Raw genomic sequence first — 15,649 nt, 5'->3', positions numbered from 1 at the left:
ATCAGCCCCAGCCAGGAGTTGCCCAGCCCCAGCCACTGCACCACGATCACGTACAGCGGAATCAGCATCAGCACCGCCGGGAACATCTGCGAAATCAGAAACAGCATCAGCCCCCGCTCGCGCCCGGCAAAACGGAAGCGGGAAAAGGCATAGGCGGCGGTACAGCTGAGGGAGAGACCGACCAGGGTGGTGGCAAAGGCCACCACCAGGCTGTTGCGCAGCCATTGCAGGAAAGGCTGCTCGGTGAGTACCGCGCTGAAGTTGGCCAGGGTCCACTGCTCCGGCAGCGGAATCAGCGCCAGCAACTGCTGCCCCAGGCTGGCGTCTGCGGGCAGCCGCACCAGGGTCAGGGACTGCTGGCCGGAAAACGCCAGGCTCACCACCCACAGCAGCGGGTAGAGCACAACCAGCGACGCAAATACCAGCAGCGCGAAGCGCCAGGAGAATATATCCCTGACTATGCGCGCAAGGCGCCGCCCCAGCCATTTGAAAGGTGCGATTACCGCTGCAGTGGTCGCGCCCTGGTCAATCATCGCGCCGCCTCCAGGGAGCGGCTGACCCGGGTCTGCCACAGGGCGTAGCAGAACAGCAGCGCCAGGATCACTATCGAGTAAGCGGCGGCGTAGGCGTACTGGTATTTTTCAAAACCGATGCGGAACGCCTTGGTGATCAGGATATCGTTGGCCCCGGCGGGAGCGCCGTCGCTCACCAGGTAGATGACGTTGAACATGTTGAAGGTCCACACCACCGACAGGATTACTGCCGGGACCAGCACCGGCTTCAGCAGCGGCAGGGTAATGGTGCGGAACTGAAACCAGCGCCCGGCGCCCTCCACCCGCGCGGCCTCGTACAGCTCTTTCGGAATCGACTGCAGACCACCGAGGATGACCACCATCATAAACGGGATACTGAGCCAGACATTGGTCACCAGGCCGGTAAAAAAACTGGCCCCGATGGAATCGAACCAGGCCACCGGCGCGAACCCGAGCACCTGCAAGCCCTGGTTGATCACCCCGAACTGCGGGTGGAACATGCCCTTCCACACCAGTGCGGTGATGTAGTTGGGAATTGCCCAGGGCAGGATCAGGATCAGGCGGAACCAGCCGCGACCGAAAATGGGCTTGTCCAGTGCCAGCGCCAGTACCATCGCCAGGCCCACCGCCAGGGTCACGTTGGATACCGTCCACAGGATGGTGATCAGCAGGGTCCAGTAGAAGTTGTCGAAATCGATACTGCGCTCGGCGCCCTCGCCCCGCCACAGGTGGAAGTCCCCCAGGATAGACAGGTAGTTATCCATCCCCACCCAGCGCGACCACAGCGGCATGTGTTCGTTGAATACGGTGGTGTCGGTAAACGACAGCAGCAGGCCGTACGCCAGCGGGAAAAACACCAGCAGGGTCATACCCAGCATGGCGGGGAGAATATACAGGTAGGCGGTGCGGTTGTGTCGCCAGCCCGCGGCAATGGCGCGGTGATAGCGTCGCCACAGGCAATAGGCGGCGATCACCAGCGCGAACGGCAGCAGCCACAGCCATACCGGCATGGCAACGGAACGGTCGCCGCGGTCGCGGGAGCGCTGCAAGCGCGCGAGATCCGCACCGATCTGCTGTTGCAGCTGGTGCAGCTCCGCATCCGGCGTTGCCGCCCCTTTCACCACTTTTTTCAGGCCGGTCTCCAGCGGCTTCCACACCAGGGTCATCGCCGGCAGGTTGGGGATCGGCACCGCCGTTTCCAGCTGCTGGCGAAACGCCATCGCTGTGTCGTCGGTGGCAACCCCGGGATGCTCGAAGGCGCTGACGTTGGCGGGCAACTGCCCCCCCTCGACCGCCATGGTCTCCGCCGCCTGGCGCGAGGTGAGAAATCCCATGAGGTCCACCGCGGCGGCGGGCTGCTTTGACCAGGGGGAGAGGAACAGCCCCTCGACCGCCGCCCACGGCGCCAGCGGCCGGCCGCTCTCGCTGTTTACCGGCAACGGCACCACCCGGTAATTCACATCCGCGGCGATCTCCCCCAGCATCCACGGGCCGCTGATCACCATCGCCGCGCGCTGCTGGTTGAACAGGCTGGTCACCAGGGTGCTGGAGGGCTCCTCCGGCAGAATGCGGTCCTGCCGCACCCAGCGCACCAGCATCTCGAGCGAACGGATATTCGCCTCGCTGTCCAGCGCCAGCTCCCCGCGCTCACTGAACGGCCCCGGGCCAAAGCTGTTCATCAGCGCACCGTGAAAGAAGGGCTCGGTATAGCTGTAGGCGAGACCAAAGCGACCGGCGTTACGCTCGGTGTGACGCCGGGCAACGGCCACCAGCTCATCGGTGGTGGCGGGCGCGCGGTCCACCAGATCGGTATTGATAATCAGCGCGGGACTTTTGAAATTGAACGGCAGGCCGTAGAGCCTGCCGTCGTATGTCATCGCATCCAGCAGGTTGGCGGGAAAGCGGGTGAGCAGGTCCTTACTGACCAGCTTGTCGATGGGGGCAACCGTATGACCGGCGCTGACCCAGCCCCCCAGGCGGTCGTGGGCAAACACAAACAGGTCCGGCCCCTGTCCCCGCGGTAGCGCGGCAGCGAGCTTGTCGGCATAGCCGCCAAAGGGCACCGCCAGCGGTTTGACCTGTACCGCGGACTGACGGCTGTTGTATTCGTCGATCAGCTGCTCGAAGGCCGCGCGCTCGGCGCCGCGATAGCCGTGCCAGAGACTGAGCACCTGTGGCCCGTCCGCCAGTACCGGCCACACCAGCAACCACAGCAGGCAGGCAATCCAGATGCGCCGCCCGCGGCTCACCGGGTGCGCTCCGCGGACGTCCTCGATTGCGCCTGCGGGCGGATACGCCGGCTAGTGCCGGCATCGAACAGGTAGACGGCGGCGGGATCGAACGCCAGCTCCAGAGAGTCGCCGGGAGTAAGCACCTGCATACCGGGCAGACGTGCAATCATCTTGCTGTCGCCGCCCCGCAGGTGCACTAGCAGTTCCGCCCCCAGGCTTTCCACCAGCTCGATGGTGCCGCGCACCTTGGGCCAGTGCGCAGGCACAGCGGCGGCGTGCTGCAGTTTTTCCGGGCGCAGCCCGAATACCAGCTCGGCCCCCAGGCCGCTGAGTCCGTCGTGGGGCAGGTTGATCAATTCGTTGAACAGGCCGGCGCCGGTATTCTGCACCGGCATCAGGTTCATCGGCGGCGAACCCATAAAGCCGGCGACGAAGGTATTTTGCGGATCGTTGTACAGCTCCAGCGGGGTACCCACCTGCATCAGCGCGCCTTTATTCAGGATCGCGATACGGGTGCCGAGGGTCATGGCCTCGACCTGGTCGTGGGTCACGTACACCGAAGTGGTGCCGAATTCCCGGTGCAGACGGCCGATATTGGCCCGCATCTGCACCCGCAGTTCGGCGTCGAGATTGGACAGGGGTTCATCGAACAGGAATACCTGCGGGTCCCGCACTATGGCGCGCCCCAGGGCCACCCGCTGGCACTGGCCGCCGGAAAGCTGGCCCGGCTTGCGCTGCAACAGGTCGGAAAGACCGAGGGTTTCCGCCGCTTCCCGCACCCGCCGCTCGATACCGAGCTTGGGCATATTGCGTACCCGCAGGCCAAAGGCCATGTTCTCGAACACGCTCATGTGCGGGTAGAGGGCATAGTTCTGGAACACCATGGCAATATCGCGATCCTTGGGCGGCAGGTCGTTGACCCTGTGGCCACCGATCAGCAACTCGCCCCCGGAAATCGATTCGAGCCCCGCGATCATGCGCAGGGTGGTGGATTTGCCACAGCCGGACGGGCCCACCAGCACCATGAACTCGCCGTCGCGGATGTGCAGGTCCAGCCCCGGAACCGTGGCCGGAGCGTCGCCATAGCGCTTGCTAACACCTTTGAATTCAATACTGGCCACAGGGGCAGGTCTCTCTCATCTGACGGGTTTGCGGGCACGGTTATTTTTTTATGGGCGAGATTTGCCAGCCCTTACAGTTTGCCCTAGCTGTGCGCCAGCCTCCTCCCCCTTCAGGGGGGAGGAGGATACTGCGAAAACGCAAACATTGAACAATAATTGAACAACCCTCTTTTTGCAAAAAGAACGCTTTCCCCACGGCCGCGGGGACACCCGCGCAGAATCTGCGCCCGCGCCCCCGGGTGGAATTGGGTATCATGGCGAACAAGCAATTTCCCAGAGGTCTGCCCTTGCTTCCCATGGTCCGCGCCAGTGCGCTCACCGGCTACAAAACCCTGCTCAGCAGTTTCGGCGTCGATGTCGGGGACCTGCTGCGGCGCCTGTCGCTGCCGGCGGATTACCTGGAGCGCCCGGACCTGATGATCCCCATGGAGACCAAGGTGGAGCTGCTGGAACTGGGGGCGCAACTGAGTGGCTGTGAGCATTTCGGGCTCAGGCTGGCGCAGCAACAGAACATTTCCGCCCTGGGCACCGTGGGACTGCTGCTGCAGCAGTGCGCAACCCTGGGTGATGCCCTGGAAACCGTGACTTCCGCCATCGGCCAGACTGCCCAGGGCCTGAAGGTCTGGGTGGAGGAGCGACAGGGAAAAGGGGAAGAGCGCGACCTGGTTTGCCTCTGCTCCCAATACGAGTTTGACGGCCCCTCAGCCCACTCGCGCCAGCACAGCGACAACCTGGTGGCGGGCGGGGTCAACATGATCCGCTTTCTGCTGGCGGAGCCGCTGCAGCTGGAAGCGGTTTATCTCTGCGGCCCGGCACCTGCCACTACCGCTGCCACAGCAGCCTATCGCGAGCTGTTCCGGTGCCCGGTGCATTTTGACCAGGAATTTAACGGCATCGCCTTCTCCCGCGATCTGCTGGCGCGCCCCGTTGCCGGCGCCAGCCCGGCAATGCGCGGCCTGATCGACAATTTCCTGAAGAAAAAACAGCTGGACGGTTTCCAGGAGCAACTGCTGTGGACCATCACTAACCTGCTGCCGCGGGGGCCGGTTACCCTGGAGAAGGTGGCCGACAGCGTGAATATGGCACCGCGCACGCTGCAGCTGCGCCTCAGCCAGCAGGGCACCAGTTTCCAGCAGCTGCTGGATCGCACCCGGGTTGAACAGGTGTGTACCTACCTGCTGGAGGGCAATCTTTCGCTCACCGAGATCGCAGAACTGGTGGGCTACAGCCAGCTGAGCGCGCTCACCCGCGCCTTCAAGCGCATTATGGGGGCGAGCCCCAGGGCCTGGTTGCGCCAGCACCCGGGCTAAGGCACCCGGAACAAGGCCGCCCTATGGCGCAGCGGCTTGCGCCATCTGTCAAATTCGTGACGCAATCGGTCAATTCCCACTGCCCCAAAAGCCCTATTCTGGGTACAACTTGAAGTACCCGATTCCATTCAGCGGAGCCTCCGATGAACACCCAGACCCTCACCCCCGACAACGCCCAAGCCGCAATGCTGGAAGACCTGCTGACACAGCAACGCAGGGCCTACCTCGCCAACCCCAAGCCCGACTACCCGCAGCGGGTAAAGGACCTCAAGGCACTGGCACAGATGATCCGCGACCACCAGGATGACATTGTGCGGGCGGTCAGCAAGGACTATGGCAACCGCTCGCACCACGAGACACTGTTCGCGGAGATTTTCCCGGCGCTGGATGGCGTCAAGGACACCATCAAACGCCTGAAGAAGTGGATGAAACCCCAGCGCCGCCACGTGGACTTCACCGCCTTCCCCACCTCCTCCAGCAAGGTCATTCCACAGCCACTGGGCGTGATTGGCGTGATCGTGCCGTGGAACTTCCCGGTAAACCTGTCGTTTGGCCCGCTGATCAATATCTTCGCCGCCGGCAACCGCGCGATGGTGAAAATGTCGGAGAACTCCGGCCATCTTGCGCAGCTGCTGAAACGCATCAGCGGCGATTATTTCCCGGAAGACAAACTGGTATTTATGGAGGGTGCCGGCGGTATGGGCCAGGCATTCTCCAAGCTGAAGTTCGACCACCTCATTTTCACCGGCTCCGGTGAAACCGGGCGCAAGGTGATGGCCTCTGCCGCATCCAACCTCACCCCGGTGACCCTGGAACTGGGCGGCAAGTCACCGGCCATCGTTGGCCCCGACTTCGATCTGGATCTCGCCTGTGAGCGGGTACTGTTCTGGAAGCTGTTCAACGCCGGCCAGATCTGTACCACGGTGGATTACCTGATGCTGCCGGAAGGCAAAGTGGATGCCTTTGTGGAGAAGGCCAAGCAGGTATTCAAGAAGCGCTACCCGGATATTCAGGCCGGCGACTACACCTCGGTGATTGATGACAGCAGCTATCGCCGCCTGTGGAAAACGCTGGACGATGCGGTACACAAGGGCGCTACGGCGATCAACCTGACCGGGGAAGAGATCGATCGCGACGACCCGCTGCGCAAGTTCCCGCCACATATCCTGATCAATGTGAATGAGGACATGGACGTGATGCAGCGGGAAATTTTTGGTCCGCTGTTACCGGTAAAAACCTACCGGAATCGCGAGGAAGTGGCCGAGTACATCAACCGCGGCGACCGCCCCCTGGCCATTTATCCGTTCACCAATGACAAATCCCTGCGGGATTACTACATCGACCACGTGATGTCAGGCGGCGTCAGCGTGAATAACGCGGTGCTGCATGTGGGCCAGCACGATATTCCCTTTGGTGGCGTCGGTGAAAGCGGTATGGGTCACTATCACGGCTACGAGGGGTTCCTCACCTTTTCCAAGTTGCGCCCGGTGTTTTACCAGGGGCCGCTGGACCCGCTGAAACTACTGATGCCGCCCTACGGCAATCTGGCGGACAAGATGATGAAGTTAATGCTTCGTTTGACGAAGTAACACGAGGAACTAATTACAGCGGTTTCACTAAGCAAGCCCGGTGGCAGAAAAGCGCTGGGCACCTGTTTTCGAAACCGCTGTGGATACATCCCTGTACGCTGCGTCGGCGACATCCCTGTCGCCGACGCTTTCGAAAACAGGTGCCCAGCACTTTTCCTTCGCAATTGGCCAACACCCCTCAACTAGAAACATAATTGCGATCAAAGTGTAATTTTTGGTAGGGTCATTCCAGAGCACTGCCAGTCTGGCGCTCTTTTTTTCCTGGACTCTTTATCGCAAAGAGATTCCAGTCCAATCGCGACGACGCAACATCATCGCGCATCCCGGGCAACGACGCCCGCTATCAAATCGCGCAATCCACCTCGGATCTTGTAAACAAATCAGAGGTGCACAGGGAAAACGCGCGATCACAAGGAGAACAACATGACTGCACCACTTGGCAGCAACCTTCACCATTCTGACGCACAGCAACCGCAACCACCACTGACGGCACCCAGGCTACTGGCCAGCGCGATCGCACTTGCCTGCTCTGTCGGCACAAGCACCGCACTCGCGCAACAATCCGTACTTGAGGAAGTCACCGTTACCGCGCAGAAGCGCGAGCAGTCCCTGCAGGACGTCTCCGTCGCAGTGAGTGCTTTCTCCGGCGATGCCATCGATAAAATGGGCTTTGAGGAGGGGCTGGATATCACCCAGCAGGTGCCGAACATGAACTTCTTCGCCATCTTCGGCGAAGCCTCCAGCCCGTCGGTGAGCCTTCGTGGTATCAGTCTGGTGAATTTCTCCGATTCCTGGGAGTCCCCGGTCTCCATTTACGTGGACGATGTCTATCGCGGCAACCCCGCTGGCTCGGCCATTCAATTATTTGACCTGGAGCGGGTGGAAGTCCTGCGCGGGCCCCAGGGCACTCTTTACGGTCGCAACACTACCGGCGGCCTGGTGCACTACGTCTCGCGCAAGCCCACCGAGAACCTTGAAGCAACCGCGAGTGCCAGCTACGGCACCTACGCCGAGCGCATTATCGAGGGCACCGTTAGCGGGCCACTGTCCGACAATATGCGCGGGCGCATGGCGATCAAGAGCACCCGGAATGACGGCTGGCAGACCAACACCGTCACCGGTGAAAAGCTCAACGATACCGACAGCTTCGGCTACCGCAGCCAGCTGGAGATCGACCTCGCCGACAATGCGGGACTGCTGCTCAACGTGCACGGCAGCAGCGCCGACCAGCAGTCGGTGGGTTTTGCCCATATGGGCTACCTGGAAACCGCGGACGAAGACGCCGCGACCTGTTCCATCGGCGCCATCCAGAGCGGCGCTTGTACCAGTGCCACCTTTGGCATGACCGGAGCGGAAGCCGTCGGTGGCAAATTTGACCCCGAACATGTCGCCACCGGCGCAGCCAACGGCCTCGGTACCGAGATCGACACCTTTGGCACTTCCGCTACCCTGAACTGGGATTTCGAGAATTTTTCTCTAACTTCCATCACCGCCTATGAAGAACTGGATAAATTCCTGCAGGACGATGGTGACGGAACCTCGGTGATTTATTTTGATGAACAGTACGCTGTAGACGCGGAGCAATACACCCAGGAGGTACGCCTGAACGGCAGTACCGACAACAGCAACTGGGTAACCGGCTTCTATTACTACAAAGATGATCGCGGGCTGGTGACCGAAGCACCCACCACCGCGGACTGGGCGGCACAGGGCCTGTGGCACCGCGAAATCGTCACCCTCGATACCGAATCCTGGGCACTGTTCGGCCAGCTGGAATACGACCTGACGTCCACGCTGACACTGGTCAGTGGCCTGCGCTATACCAAAGAGAAAAGGAACTTCACCCAGGATGCCGGCCCGAGCTTTTACGATGAAATTGATACGACTGACGACCTGAGCGATAACGCCACCACCGGCCGTATCGGCCTCGATTGGCGTCCTGTCGCTGGAACGCTGGCCTACGCCAGTTATTCGACGGGTTTCAAGAGTGGCGGTTTCTCCGGCAGTTACAACGCTTCCCTGCAGGCCACCAGCCCGGTGGGCGCGGAAAATATCGATAACTTCGAGCTGGGTCTGAAAACCACGCTCGCGGAAGTGTATCGACTGAACGCCGCCGCCTTCCATTACACCGTGAAGGATTACCAGGCCCAGGTATTCCTCACCGTGGCCGATGGCAGCGTGATTACCAATGCCGGCGACGTCACCGGCACCGGTGCCGAAATTGAACTCACAGCCCCGGTTAGCGACAACTTCGAGGTGATCGCCGGTGCCGGCTGGCTGGATACCGAGTTCGACTCGGACCAGCTCTTTTTCGTCGCCGGTGATGCCTACACCCTCGACGGCAACGAACTGCCTTCGGCCCCCGGCTTCACCTACAACCTGATGGCCCGCTATTACATGAGCCTGGGCGGCAACGGCGAACTGGTATTCCAGGCGGATTACGCCTGGCAGGACGATCACTTCCTGCAGATCGAAAACGATCCCTATTCGAAGCACGACGCTTACGGCCTCGCCAACGCCAAGGTCAGCTGGCACTCGCCTTCAGACACCTACAGCGTCGAGGCGTTCGCCAGAAACCTGACCAACGAGGAATATTTCACTTACCAGAATACGCTAGGCTCGGACTGGGGCTATGGCGTGTGGGGACAACCGCGCACTGCGGGTATGCGGTTTAACTGGAAAATGTAAGTCAGACATAAATGAGTGCAGCGCCAGTCGGCGCTGCACTTGCTACCAGGAGTACCACTACCACTCGATCCCCTTGCGCGCAGAAACGCCATTTTCAAAAGCATGTTTCTGCGATTTCATCTCGGTCACCGTATCCGCAATATCCAGCAGATATTGTTTCGCGCCGCGACCGGTGATGATTGCGCTCTGCCCTTCGGGGCGATTACCAATAGCTTCCAGCACTTCCGCTTTATCCAGCCACTTGTAATTCAGCGCATAGGTCAGCTCGTCCATCACCACCAGGTAGACACTGTCATCGGCCAGGGCAGCTTTCAGCTTTTGCCACAGCGCCAGGGCGGCGGCTTTATCGGCCTCGAAATCCTGGGTCTCCCAAGTGAAGTCGGTGCCCATTTCGTGCCATTGCAGCGGATAGCGATCCTGGGGCAGTGCGCTCAGCAGATTCTTTTCGCCGCACTCCCACACGCCCTTGATAAATTGCCCGACCACTACTTTATAACCGTACCCCAGTGCCCGGGTAACCGTGCCGACCGCAGCGGTGGTCTTTCCCTTACCGTCACCGGTATAGACGATCACGATCCCACGCTCTTGCAGCGCCCTGGCGACACCGGCATCGACAATGTCCTTGCGCGCCTGCATACGTTTCTTGTGGCGCTGCTGCTTACTGTTTTCGGATTCAGACATGAACGGACTTCTTGAATTGGATTAGAGGCAGGATAACAAGAATCAAAGCAAAAAAGTCGCAGAGCGAAAGCCCGCCGTCGGCCCGCTGCGGAACGATTGCCGGCAGGTTGTGGAGCATCGGGCCGACGGCGGGCGCCCATGGGTAAAAAAGAGCGGAGGCCATGCGGGCAAGTTCACCCGCACAGCCCCTCCCCCATCAGTTCAGGGAAAGCTTCACCCCCGCATACACCGCGGCGCCAGCGGTATAAAAACCCGCAACCTCCCGGTAATCCTCGTCGAGCAGATTCTCCCCCCGCAGGGTAAAGGCAACGCGCTCGGAGAAGTCGTACACCGCATTCAGGTCCACCCGGTCGTAAGCACCCAACTCCTGCGCCGGATCCGCCCAGCTAACCGCAGGGCTCAGGCGGTCCGCCACCCGGCGCCAGTTGCCCGAGACGGTCAGGCGATCCCCCAGTAGACTGTAACTCGCCCCCACGTTGTACACCTGCTGGGGCACGTTCAGACGCTGTTCGCCCTCGGCGTCTTCGCTGTCGAGCCAGGTACCGTTGCTATACCAGCTGCCGGATTCTCCCAGCCCCCCGGAGAAGGAAAGCTCAAAACCTTGCGAGCGGCTGTCACCGTTGTCCTGTGCATAGGCGCCCCAGCCTGATCCCAACGTGCTATCGAAAATAATTGCATCGGTGACGGTCTGGCGGAATGCGACCAGCTCGGCTTTCACGGACTGCGCATACGCGTATTCGAGGCCGAGTTCATAACCGCGACTCTGCTCCGGGCCAACGGGTGCGACCCCCTCCACCAGGTTGTAAGAAACTTCATAGGGGCTGGGGGCGCGGAAGCCGGTACTGGCACTGGCGCGGTATTTGAGCTGGTGGTTTTCACCAACCAGTTGCGGCACCGCAACAGAGAAGCGCCAGCTGTTGTGATCCTCGTTGTCCAAACGGTCGTGACGGAAACCGGCGCTGTAGTAAATTGCCTCGGCCAGGTCACCGCGCCACTCGCCGAAAACGCCAGTAATGTCGATGGTTTCGCTGGCACCGGCGGAGTCGTATTCCTGGCGGTCCAGATCTGCGCCCCAGGAAAATTCTCCTGCGCCCAGTCTGGCATTGGCGAAGTAATTCAGCTCGTCAATCGCGCCTTCAACGGCGTAACTGCTGGCACCGTCGGAAAGACTGTCGCGCTCCAGCTGCTGGCGGGAAGCCGTCAATCGGTGGGAAGCTGCCCCGGTCAACAGGCTGGCGCCCAACTGGTAACTGGTCTGGGTGTACAGATCTTCGCAGTTATTGGTGGTCAGCCATCCCGCATAACAACCATCGAATTCCGTTTCGGCGTCGATCTGGCGGAGCTGGCCATCGAGAGAGAAACTGTCGCTGAAGGCGTAGCCGAGGCGCGCACTGGCGGACTGATTCTGGTAACCGTCGCGCTCACCGCTAAGGTCATTCTCGCGCGTGTTGAATCCATCACTTTCCAGCTGGCTGAAATTGACTGCGTAATTCCAGCCATCCCGCTTGCCGCGGGCGGCCAGTTGCGTGCGCGCAGTATCGTAGCGCCCGCCTTCGGCCGACAGGCGTAATTCCAGTGGTTCCGCTGCACGCTTGGTAATGATATTGATCACACCGCCAGCACCGGCGCCATACATCATTCCCTGCGGGCCGCGCAGCACCTCGATACGCTCCACATCACCGGCCTGCAGATGCTGGAACTGGGTGGTGACCTGGGTATTGGTCGGGTCCGCGACATTTACGCCATCGAGCAGAACCAGGGTGCGGGAACCGGATTCGCCGCGCACATAGACATTGCTGACCTTGCCCAGGCCGCCGTTGTTGCTGACGGAGATGCCGGGCAGGGTTTTGACCACGTCCAGCAGGGTGCTGTAACCGAGTTTTTCAATGTCTGCCGCGGTGAGCACCGACACAGAGACACCGGTCTGCGCGCGCGGGATTTCCACCCGGCTGGCGGTAACGGTGATCTGTTCCAGGTTAGTGTCTTCAGCCAGAACGGGCTGGACGGCGAGCGCTATGGCGCTGGCCAGGCTGGAGAAAAGGAATTTATACATGTGAGCCCCAATCAGAAAAATGGTCGATTGAGGGAGGGGAATACAAGGGCGAGAAACAAGACCGGCGAGCCTTCAGCAAACAACAAGAGCCCAAACCGCAAACAAGCCCAGACAAAGCCCTCCGCTTTATCGTTAGTGGTTTGCTCTAGGCCGGTATCGGGCTTAGCGTTCTCTACAAAGTACAGAATACGCATCACCGTTGCGGGGGCAGCGCCGGAATTAGCCTGTTATTGTGAACACGCTTGCACCGGACTTCCCGTTTACCCCAGCCAAGTCGGACGCTTGTGACGTTCTTGACTGCTGGGCACCTGAAGCGGGGGGAATTATAGCGGAATGCGCTGCGGAGCTACAGCAGGTCGCCGGTGACGAACTCGGGGCGGCCCTCCCGCCAGCGCAGTTCGCTGCGAACACCGTAAACATCCCCGATCTGCCCCTGGGTCAGCACATCTTCCGGAGTACCCTGGGCGCGCAGGCGACCGTTCTGCAGCAACAGGATGCGATCACAGTAGCGCGCAGCCAGCGGGAGGTCGTGCAGGGCGAGTATGACCGTTTTCCCTGCATCCGCCTGCGCGCGAAAAGTCTGCATCAATTGCAGCTGGTGGCGGATATCCAGCGCGGTACCGGGCTCGTCCGCGATCAGGATTGGCGCATCGCCAACCAACAGCCGCGCCAGCTGTACCCGGCGCAATTCACCGCCGGAGAGCTCGGTCACCGGACGCCGCGCCAGCTGTACTGCGTCTACCTGCTGCAGGGCCGCCAGTACTCTTTGCGCCCTGTCGGTGACGCGCCCCCAAGGCAGCAATCCCAGCGCTACCAGATCTTCCGCGGCCATACTCCAGGCCGGATACTCGGATTGTGGCAGGTAGGCACTGTGGCAGGCGCGCCGTGTCGCGGGAAGTGCCGACACGTCACAATCGCCGATAAACACATTGCCTGTGGATGGCGCCAGCACGCTGGCGAGGCAGGCCAGCAGCGAGCTTTTGCCGGCGCCGTTGGGACCGATGACCGCGGTCAGTTCGCCGGGATTGAACCGCGCACTAATATTTTCCAGCACCACTCGTTCACCGCGCTGCAGGGTGAGCTGTTTACAGGAAATCGACTCCGTCTTGATCGCGCTCACAATGCCATCCCCCGCCGCGCACTCACGATCAACCAGAAGAAAAATGGCGCCCCGATAAAGGCGGTGACTGCACCGATACGCAGCTCCTGGGTGCCCACCACATTCAACACCAGCACATCCGCCAGCGACAACAACAGCGCACCGGCAAGGGCACTGGCCCACAGCAGGCGGCCGGGATCCTGGCCAACCAGTGGCCGCATCAAATGCGGCACCACCAGCCCGACAAAGCCAATGGTCCCCGCAACCGCCACCGAGCCACCCACGGCAAAGGCGATGCCGAACAGTACCAGCAGCGGATAGCGGCGACCGCCAAACCCCAGTGACACGGCAGTTTCTTCACCGAGGGAAAGGCTGCGCAGGTAATTGCGGGAAAAATACAACAGCAACGCGCCGATCAGGATAAATGGCAGTGCCAGCAGCAACTGGTCCCAGCCGCGGTTGGCAAAAGAGCCCAGCATCCAGAACACGATTTCCTGCATCGCAAACATGCTGGGAGCGTAGTTGAGTGCCAGCGCCATCAGCGCCGACAGAAAGGCATTGATCGCCACCCCGGCCAGTACCAGCCGGCTGGCACTGGCGCCACGACCCGCCAGCAGCCACACACAACTGACCGCCAGCAGCGCACCGGCAATGGCGAGCACCGGCAGCAGCCAGCCGGACTGCCAGGCGAGGCCGTAGTACAGCAGCAAGATCGCCGCGAGCGCGGCGCCACTGCTCACCCCCAACAGTGCGGGCTCCGCCAGCGGATTGCGCAACATGCCCTGCATCGCGGCACCACCGATGCCCAGTGCCGCGCCCACCAGCATGGCGAGTAGGGCCCGCGGCATGCGCAGTTGCCACAGGATGACCGCATCGCTGCTGTCACTGTGCCACCCCTGCAGTAGCGCCGGCACTATGTTTACGGATACCGGTCCGCTCATCAGCGCCAGCATCAATGCCACCGGCAGCGCCGCCAGCAACAGCCAGAGTATTCCTTTATCCCGCGTCGACAATTGCCTGTCTCTTGTAGATTAATTGCTGCAAAACTTCCGCCGCCGCCAGCGCCGGACAAAAGCCCAGTTCCTGCGGCAGGCGGTAAACACGGCCGCTGTGCAAATAGCGACGCAAAACCGGATGGCGCTCGGCCAGGTGGGCAATGGCAAATTCCTGCTCGCCGCCGTAAAACACCAGCAGGTCGGGCTCCGCCGCAATGACCTGCTCCAGACTGACGCGAGCGAGTTGTTTGACGCCCTGCTCTGCGGCGAGGTTGCGAAAGCCGGCGCGGCTCAGCAACTGGTGCTCCAGCATGCCGCTGCCATAGGTAATGTTATTGGCCGAAAGAATCAGCGCGGAAGGCGTTGCCGGCTTCGTTTTTTCCGTTTTGTCCGCGTCACTTTCCGCCAGCAGGCGATTTAACTTTTCCTGCTGCTGACGCAGGCCGGGCAGCGGTCCCAGGGTGTCTACCAGTGACTCCAGCTGTGCCTGCAGTTGCTCCAGGCTGTAGGCATCGGGAATCCGCACCACCCGGTAACCCAACTGTTCCAGCCGGGAGGCGGCGCGCTGCGCACCGTATTCCCCGGTAAGCACCAGGTCCGGCTGCAGCGGTAACAATTCTTCCGCCTGTGCGCGATTCAGGTAGACGTGCTCCGGTACCGGTGCACTGCGGTACTGATCCTGCGCAGACAACCAGGTGATGGAGACAATGTGTTGCGGCGCCGCCCACTGCAATAAAACCTGGTCCAGACACAGGTTCAGCGAGGCAATCCGGCTCTGGGAAAAACCGGTCGCCGGTAACAGCAGCAACAGCGTCAGAAATATGCGGTTCACAATTTCCCTATCATGTCCTTACCCGTGGCATCCGGATGCAACCGCGTAGAAACAGGTTGGCCCCGCAGGCAAACCTCCCGTCACCGGGTGGTTCAGCTCATGTCGATGGCAGCCAGCGCTTCCGCCAGCGTTTTTACCGCCACCACTTCCATGCCCTCGATATCGTTTTTCAGGCGGTTGCCCGCGGGCACTATCGCCTTGCGGAAGCCGTGCTTGGCGGCCTCGCGCAGACGCTCCTGACCGGATGGCACTGGACGAATCTCCCCGGCCAGTCCGACCTCGCCGAACACCACCATATCCCTCGCCAGCGGCCGGTTGCGGAAACTGGAAACCACCGCCAGCAGCAGTGTCAGGTCGGCACTGGTTTCCATCACCCGCACGCCGCCGACCACATTGATAAATACATCCTGGTCGCCCACCAGCACGCCGCCGTGGCGGTGCAGCACCGCGAGGAGCATATTCAACCGGTTCTGATCGAGACCCACCGCCACCCGGCGGGGATTGCCCAGACTGCTGT

10 protein-coding genes, 2 pseudogenes and 1 riboswitch are annotated in these 15,649 nt (G+C 61.2%); of the genes and pseudogenes, 3 read left to right on the top strand and 9 right to left on the bottom strand.

Annotation, left to right across the window (positions count from 1 at the left end; all coding sequences use genetic code 11):
- From QZ511_RS13620 to ugpC, 3 genes and pseudogenes are all read right to left on the bottom strand, one after another.
- Positions 1 to 533 (bottom strand): annotated as a pseudogene (locus QZ511_RS13620) (hypothetical protein); the annotation flags it as partial.
- Positions 530 to 2,782 (bottom strand): extracellular solute-binding protein, encoded by a 2,253-nt coding sequence (locus QZ511_RS13615; protein WP_295803127.1) that lies wholly within the window; start codon positions 2,780 to 2,782, stop codon positions 530 to 532. The gene QZ511_RS13615 and the pseudogene QZ511_RS13620, both read right to left, overlap by 4 nt.
- Positions 2,779 to 3,885, bottom strand: coding sequence for a sn-glycerol-3-phosphate ABC transporter ATP-binding protein UgpC (ugpC, locus tag QZ511_RS13610; RefSeq protein ID WP_295803125.1), 1,107 nt, complete (start codon positions 3,883 to 3,885; stop codon positions 2,779 to 2,781). Before ugpC ends, QZ511_RS13615 begins: the two co-directional genes overlap by 4 nt.
- A 254-nt stretch (positions 3,886 to 4,139) precedes the next feature.
- Here ugpC and QZ511_RS13605 point away from each other — a divergent pair, with 254 nt between their 5' ends.
- The 3 genes and pseudogenes from QZ511_RS13605 to QZ511_RS13595 all read left to right on the top strand — a co-directional run bounded on the left by QZ511_RS13605 (position 4,140) and on the right by QZ511_RS13595 (position 9,472).
- Entirely contained in the window at positions 4,140 to 5,195 is a 1,056-nt protein-coding gene (locus QZ511_RS13605; protein ID WP_295803123.1) for an AraC family transcriptional regulator, read from the top strand.
- A 134-nt stretch (positions 5,196 to 5,329) separates the two neighbouring features.
- A pseudogene (locus tag QZ511_RS13600) lies at positions 5,330 to 6,784 on the top strand (coniferyl aldehyde dehydrogenase); the annotation flags it as partial.
- A 423-nt stretch (positions 6,785 to 7,207) separates the two neighbouring features.
- Positions 7,208 to 9,472, top strand: a complete 2,265-nt coding sequence (locus QZ511_RS13595; protein ID WP_295803121.1) for a TonB-dependent receptor — start codon at positions 7,208 to 7,210, stop codon at positions 9,470 to 9,472.
- Between the two features lie 57 nt (positions 9,473 to 9,529).
- Here QZ511_RS13595 and cobO read toward each other — a convergent pair whose 3' ends face one another.
- From cobO to QZ511_RS13565, 6 genes are all read right to left on the bottom strand, one after another.
- Entirely contained in the window at positions 9,530 to 10,153 is a 624-nt protein-coding gene (gene cobO / locus QZ511_RS13590) for a cob(I)yrinic acid a,c-diamide adenosyltransferase (RefSeq protein WP_295803119.1), read from the bottom strand.
- 196 nt (positions 10,154 to 10,349) lie between these two features.
- Positions 10,350 to 12,206, bottom strand: coding sequence for a TonB-dependent siderophore receptor (locus QZ511_RS13585; RefSeq protein ID WP_295803117.1), 1,857 nt, complete (start codon positions 12,204 to 12,206; stop codon positions 10,350 to 10,352).
- A gap of 130 nt (positions 12,207 to 12,336) precedes the next feature.
- A riboswitch (cobalamin riboswitch) is annotated at positions 12,337 to 12,533 on the bottom strand.
- A 19-nt stretch (positions 12,534 to 12,552) separates the two neighbouring features.
- Positions 12,553 to 13,326, bottom strand: coding sequence for an ABC transporter ATP-binding protein (locus tag QZ511_RS13580; protein WP_295803114.1), 774 nt, complete (start codon positions 13,324 to 13,326; stop codon positions 12,553 to 12,555).
- Complete coding sequence (locus QZ511_RS13575) at positions 13,323 to 14,318, bottom strand: iron ABC transporter permease (RefSeq protein ID WP_295803112.1); 996 nt, start codon at positions 14,316 to 14,318, stop codon at positions 13,323 to 13,325. Before QZ511_RS13575 ends, QZ511_RS13580 begins: the two co-directional genes overlap by 4 nt.
- The gene (locus tag QZ511_RS13570; RefSeq protein ID WP_295803110.1) at positions 14,302 to 15,132 is read right to left on the bottom strand and encodes an ABC transporter substrate-binding protein; all 831 of its coding nucleotides are present in this window, start codon (positions 15,130 to 15,132) and stop codon (positions 14,302 to 14,304) included. Before QZ511_RS13570 ends, QZ511_RS13575 begins: the two co-directional genes overlap by 17 nt.
- 92 nt (positions 15,133 to 15,224) lie before the next feature.
- The coding region (locus tag QZ511_RS13565) for a magnesium chelatase domain-containing protein (protein WP_295803108.1) at positions 15,225 to 15,649 on the bottom strand (425 nt) is incomplete at its 5' end.

Origin of the sequence: uncultured Microbulbifer sp. (genome assembly GCF_913055755.1) — a bacterium.
Lineage (GTDB): Bacteria > Pseudomonadota > Gammaproteobacteria > Pseudomonadales > Cellvibrionaceae > Microbulbifer.
This window is presented reverse-complemented; position numbering and strand designations above follow the sequence as displayed.

Bases quoted from the DNA above. Each gene is read 5' to 3' on its own strand.
- cobO (WP_295803119.1), bottom strand. From the start codon at position 10,153: ATGTCTGAATCCGAAAACAGTAAGCAGCAGCGCCACAAGAAACGTATG.
- QZ511_RS13595 (WP_295803121.1), top strand. From the start codon at position 7,208: ATGACTGCACCACTTGGCAGCAACCTTCACCATTCTGACGCACAGCAA.
- QZ511_RS13605 (WP_295803123.1), top strand. From the start codon at position 4,140: ATGGCGAACAAGCAATTTCCCAGAGGTCTGCCCTTGCTTCCCATGGTC.
- QZ511_RS13585 (WP_295803117.1), bottom strand. From the start codon at position 12,206: ATGTATAAATTCCTTTTCTCCAGCCTGGCCAGCGCCATAGCGCTCGCC.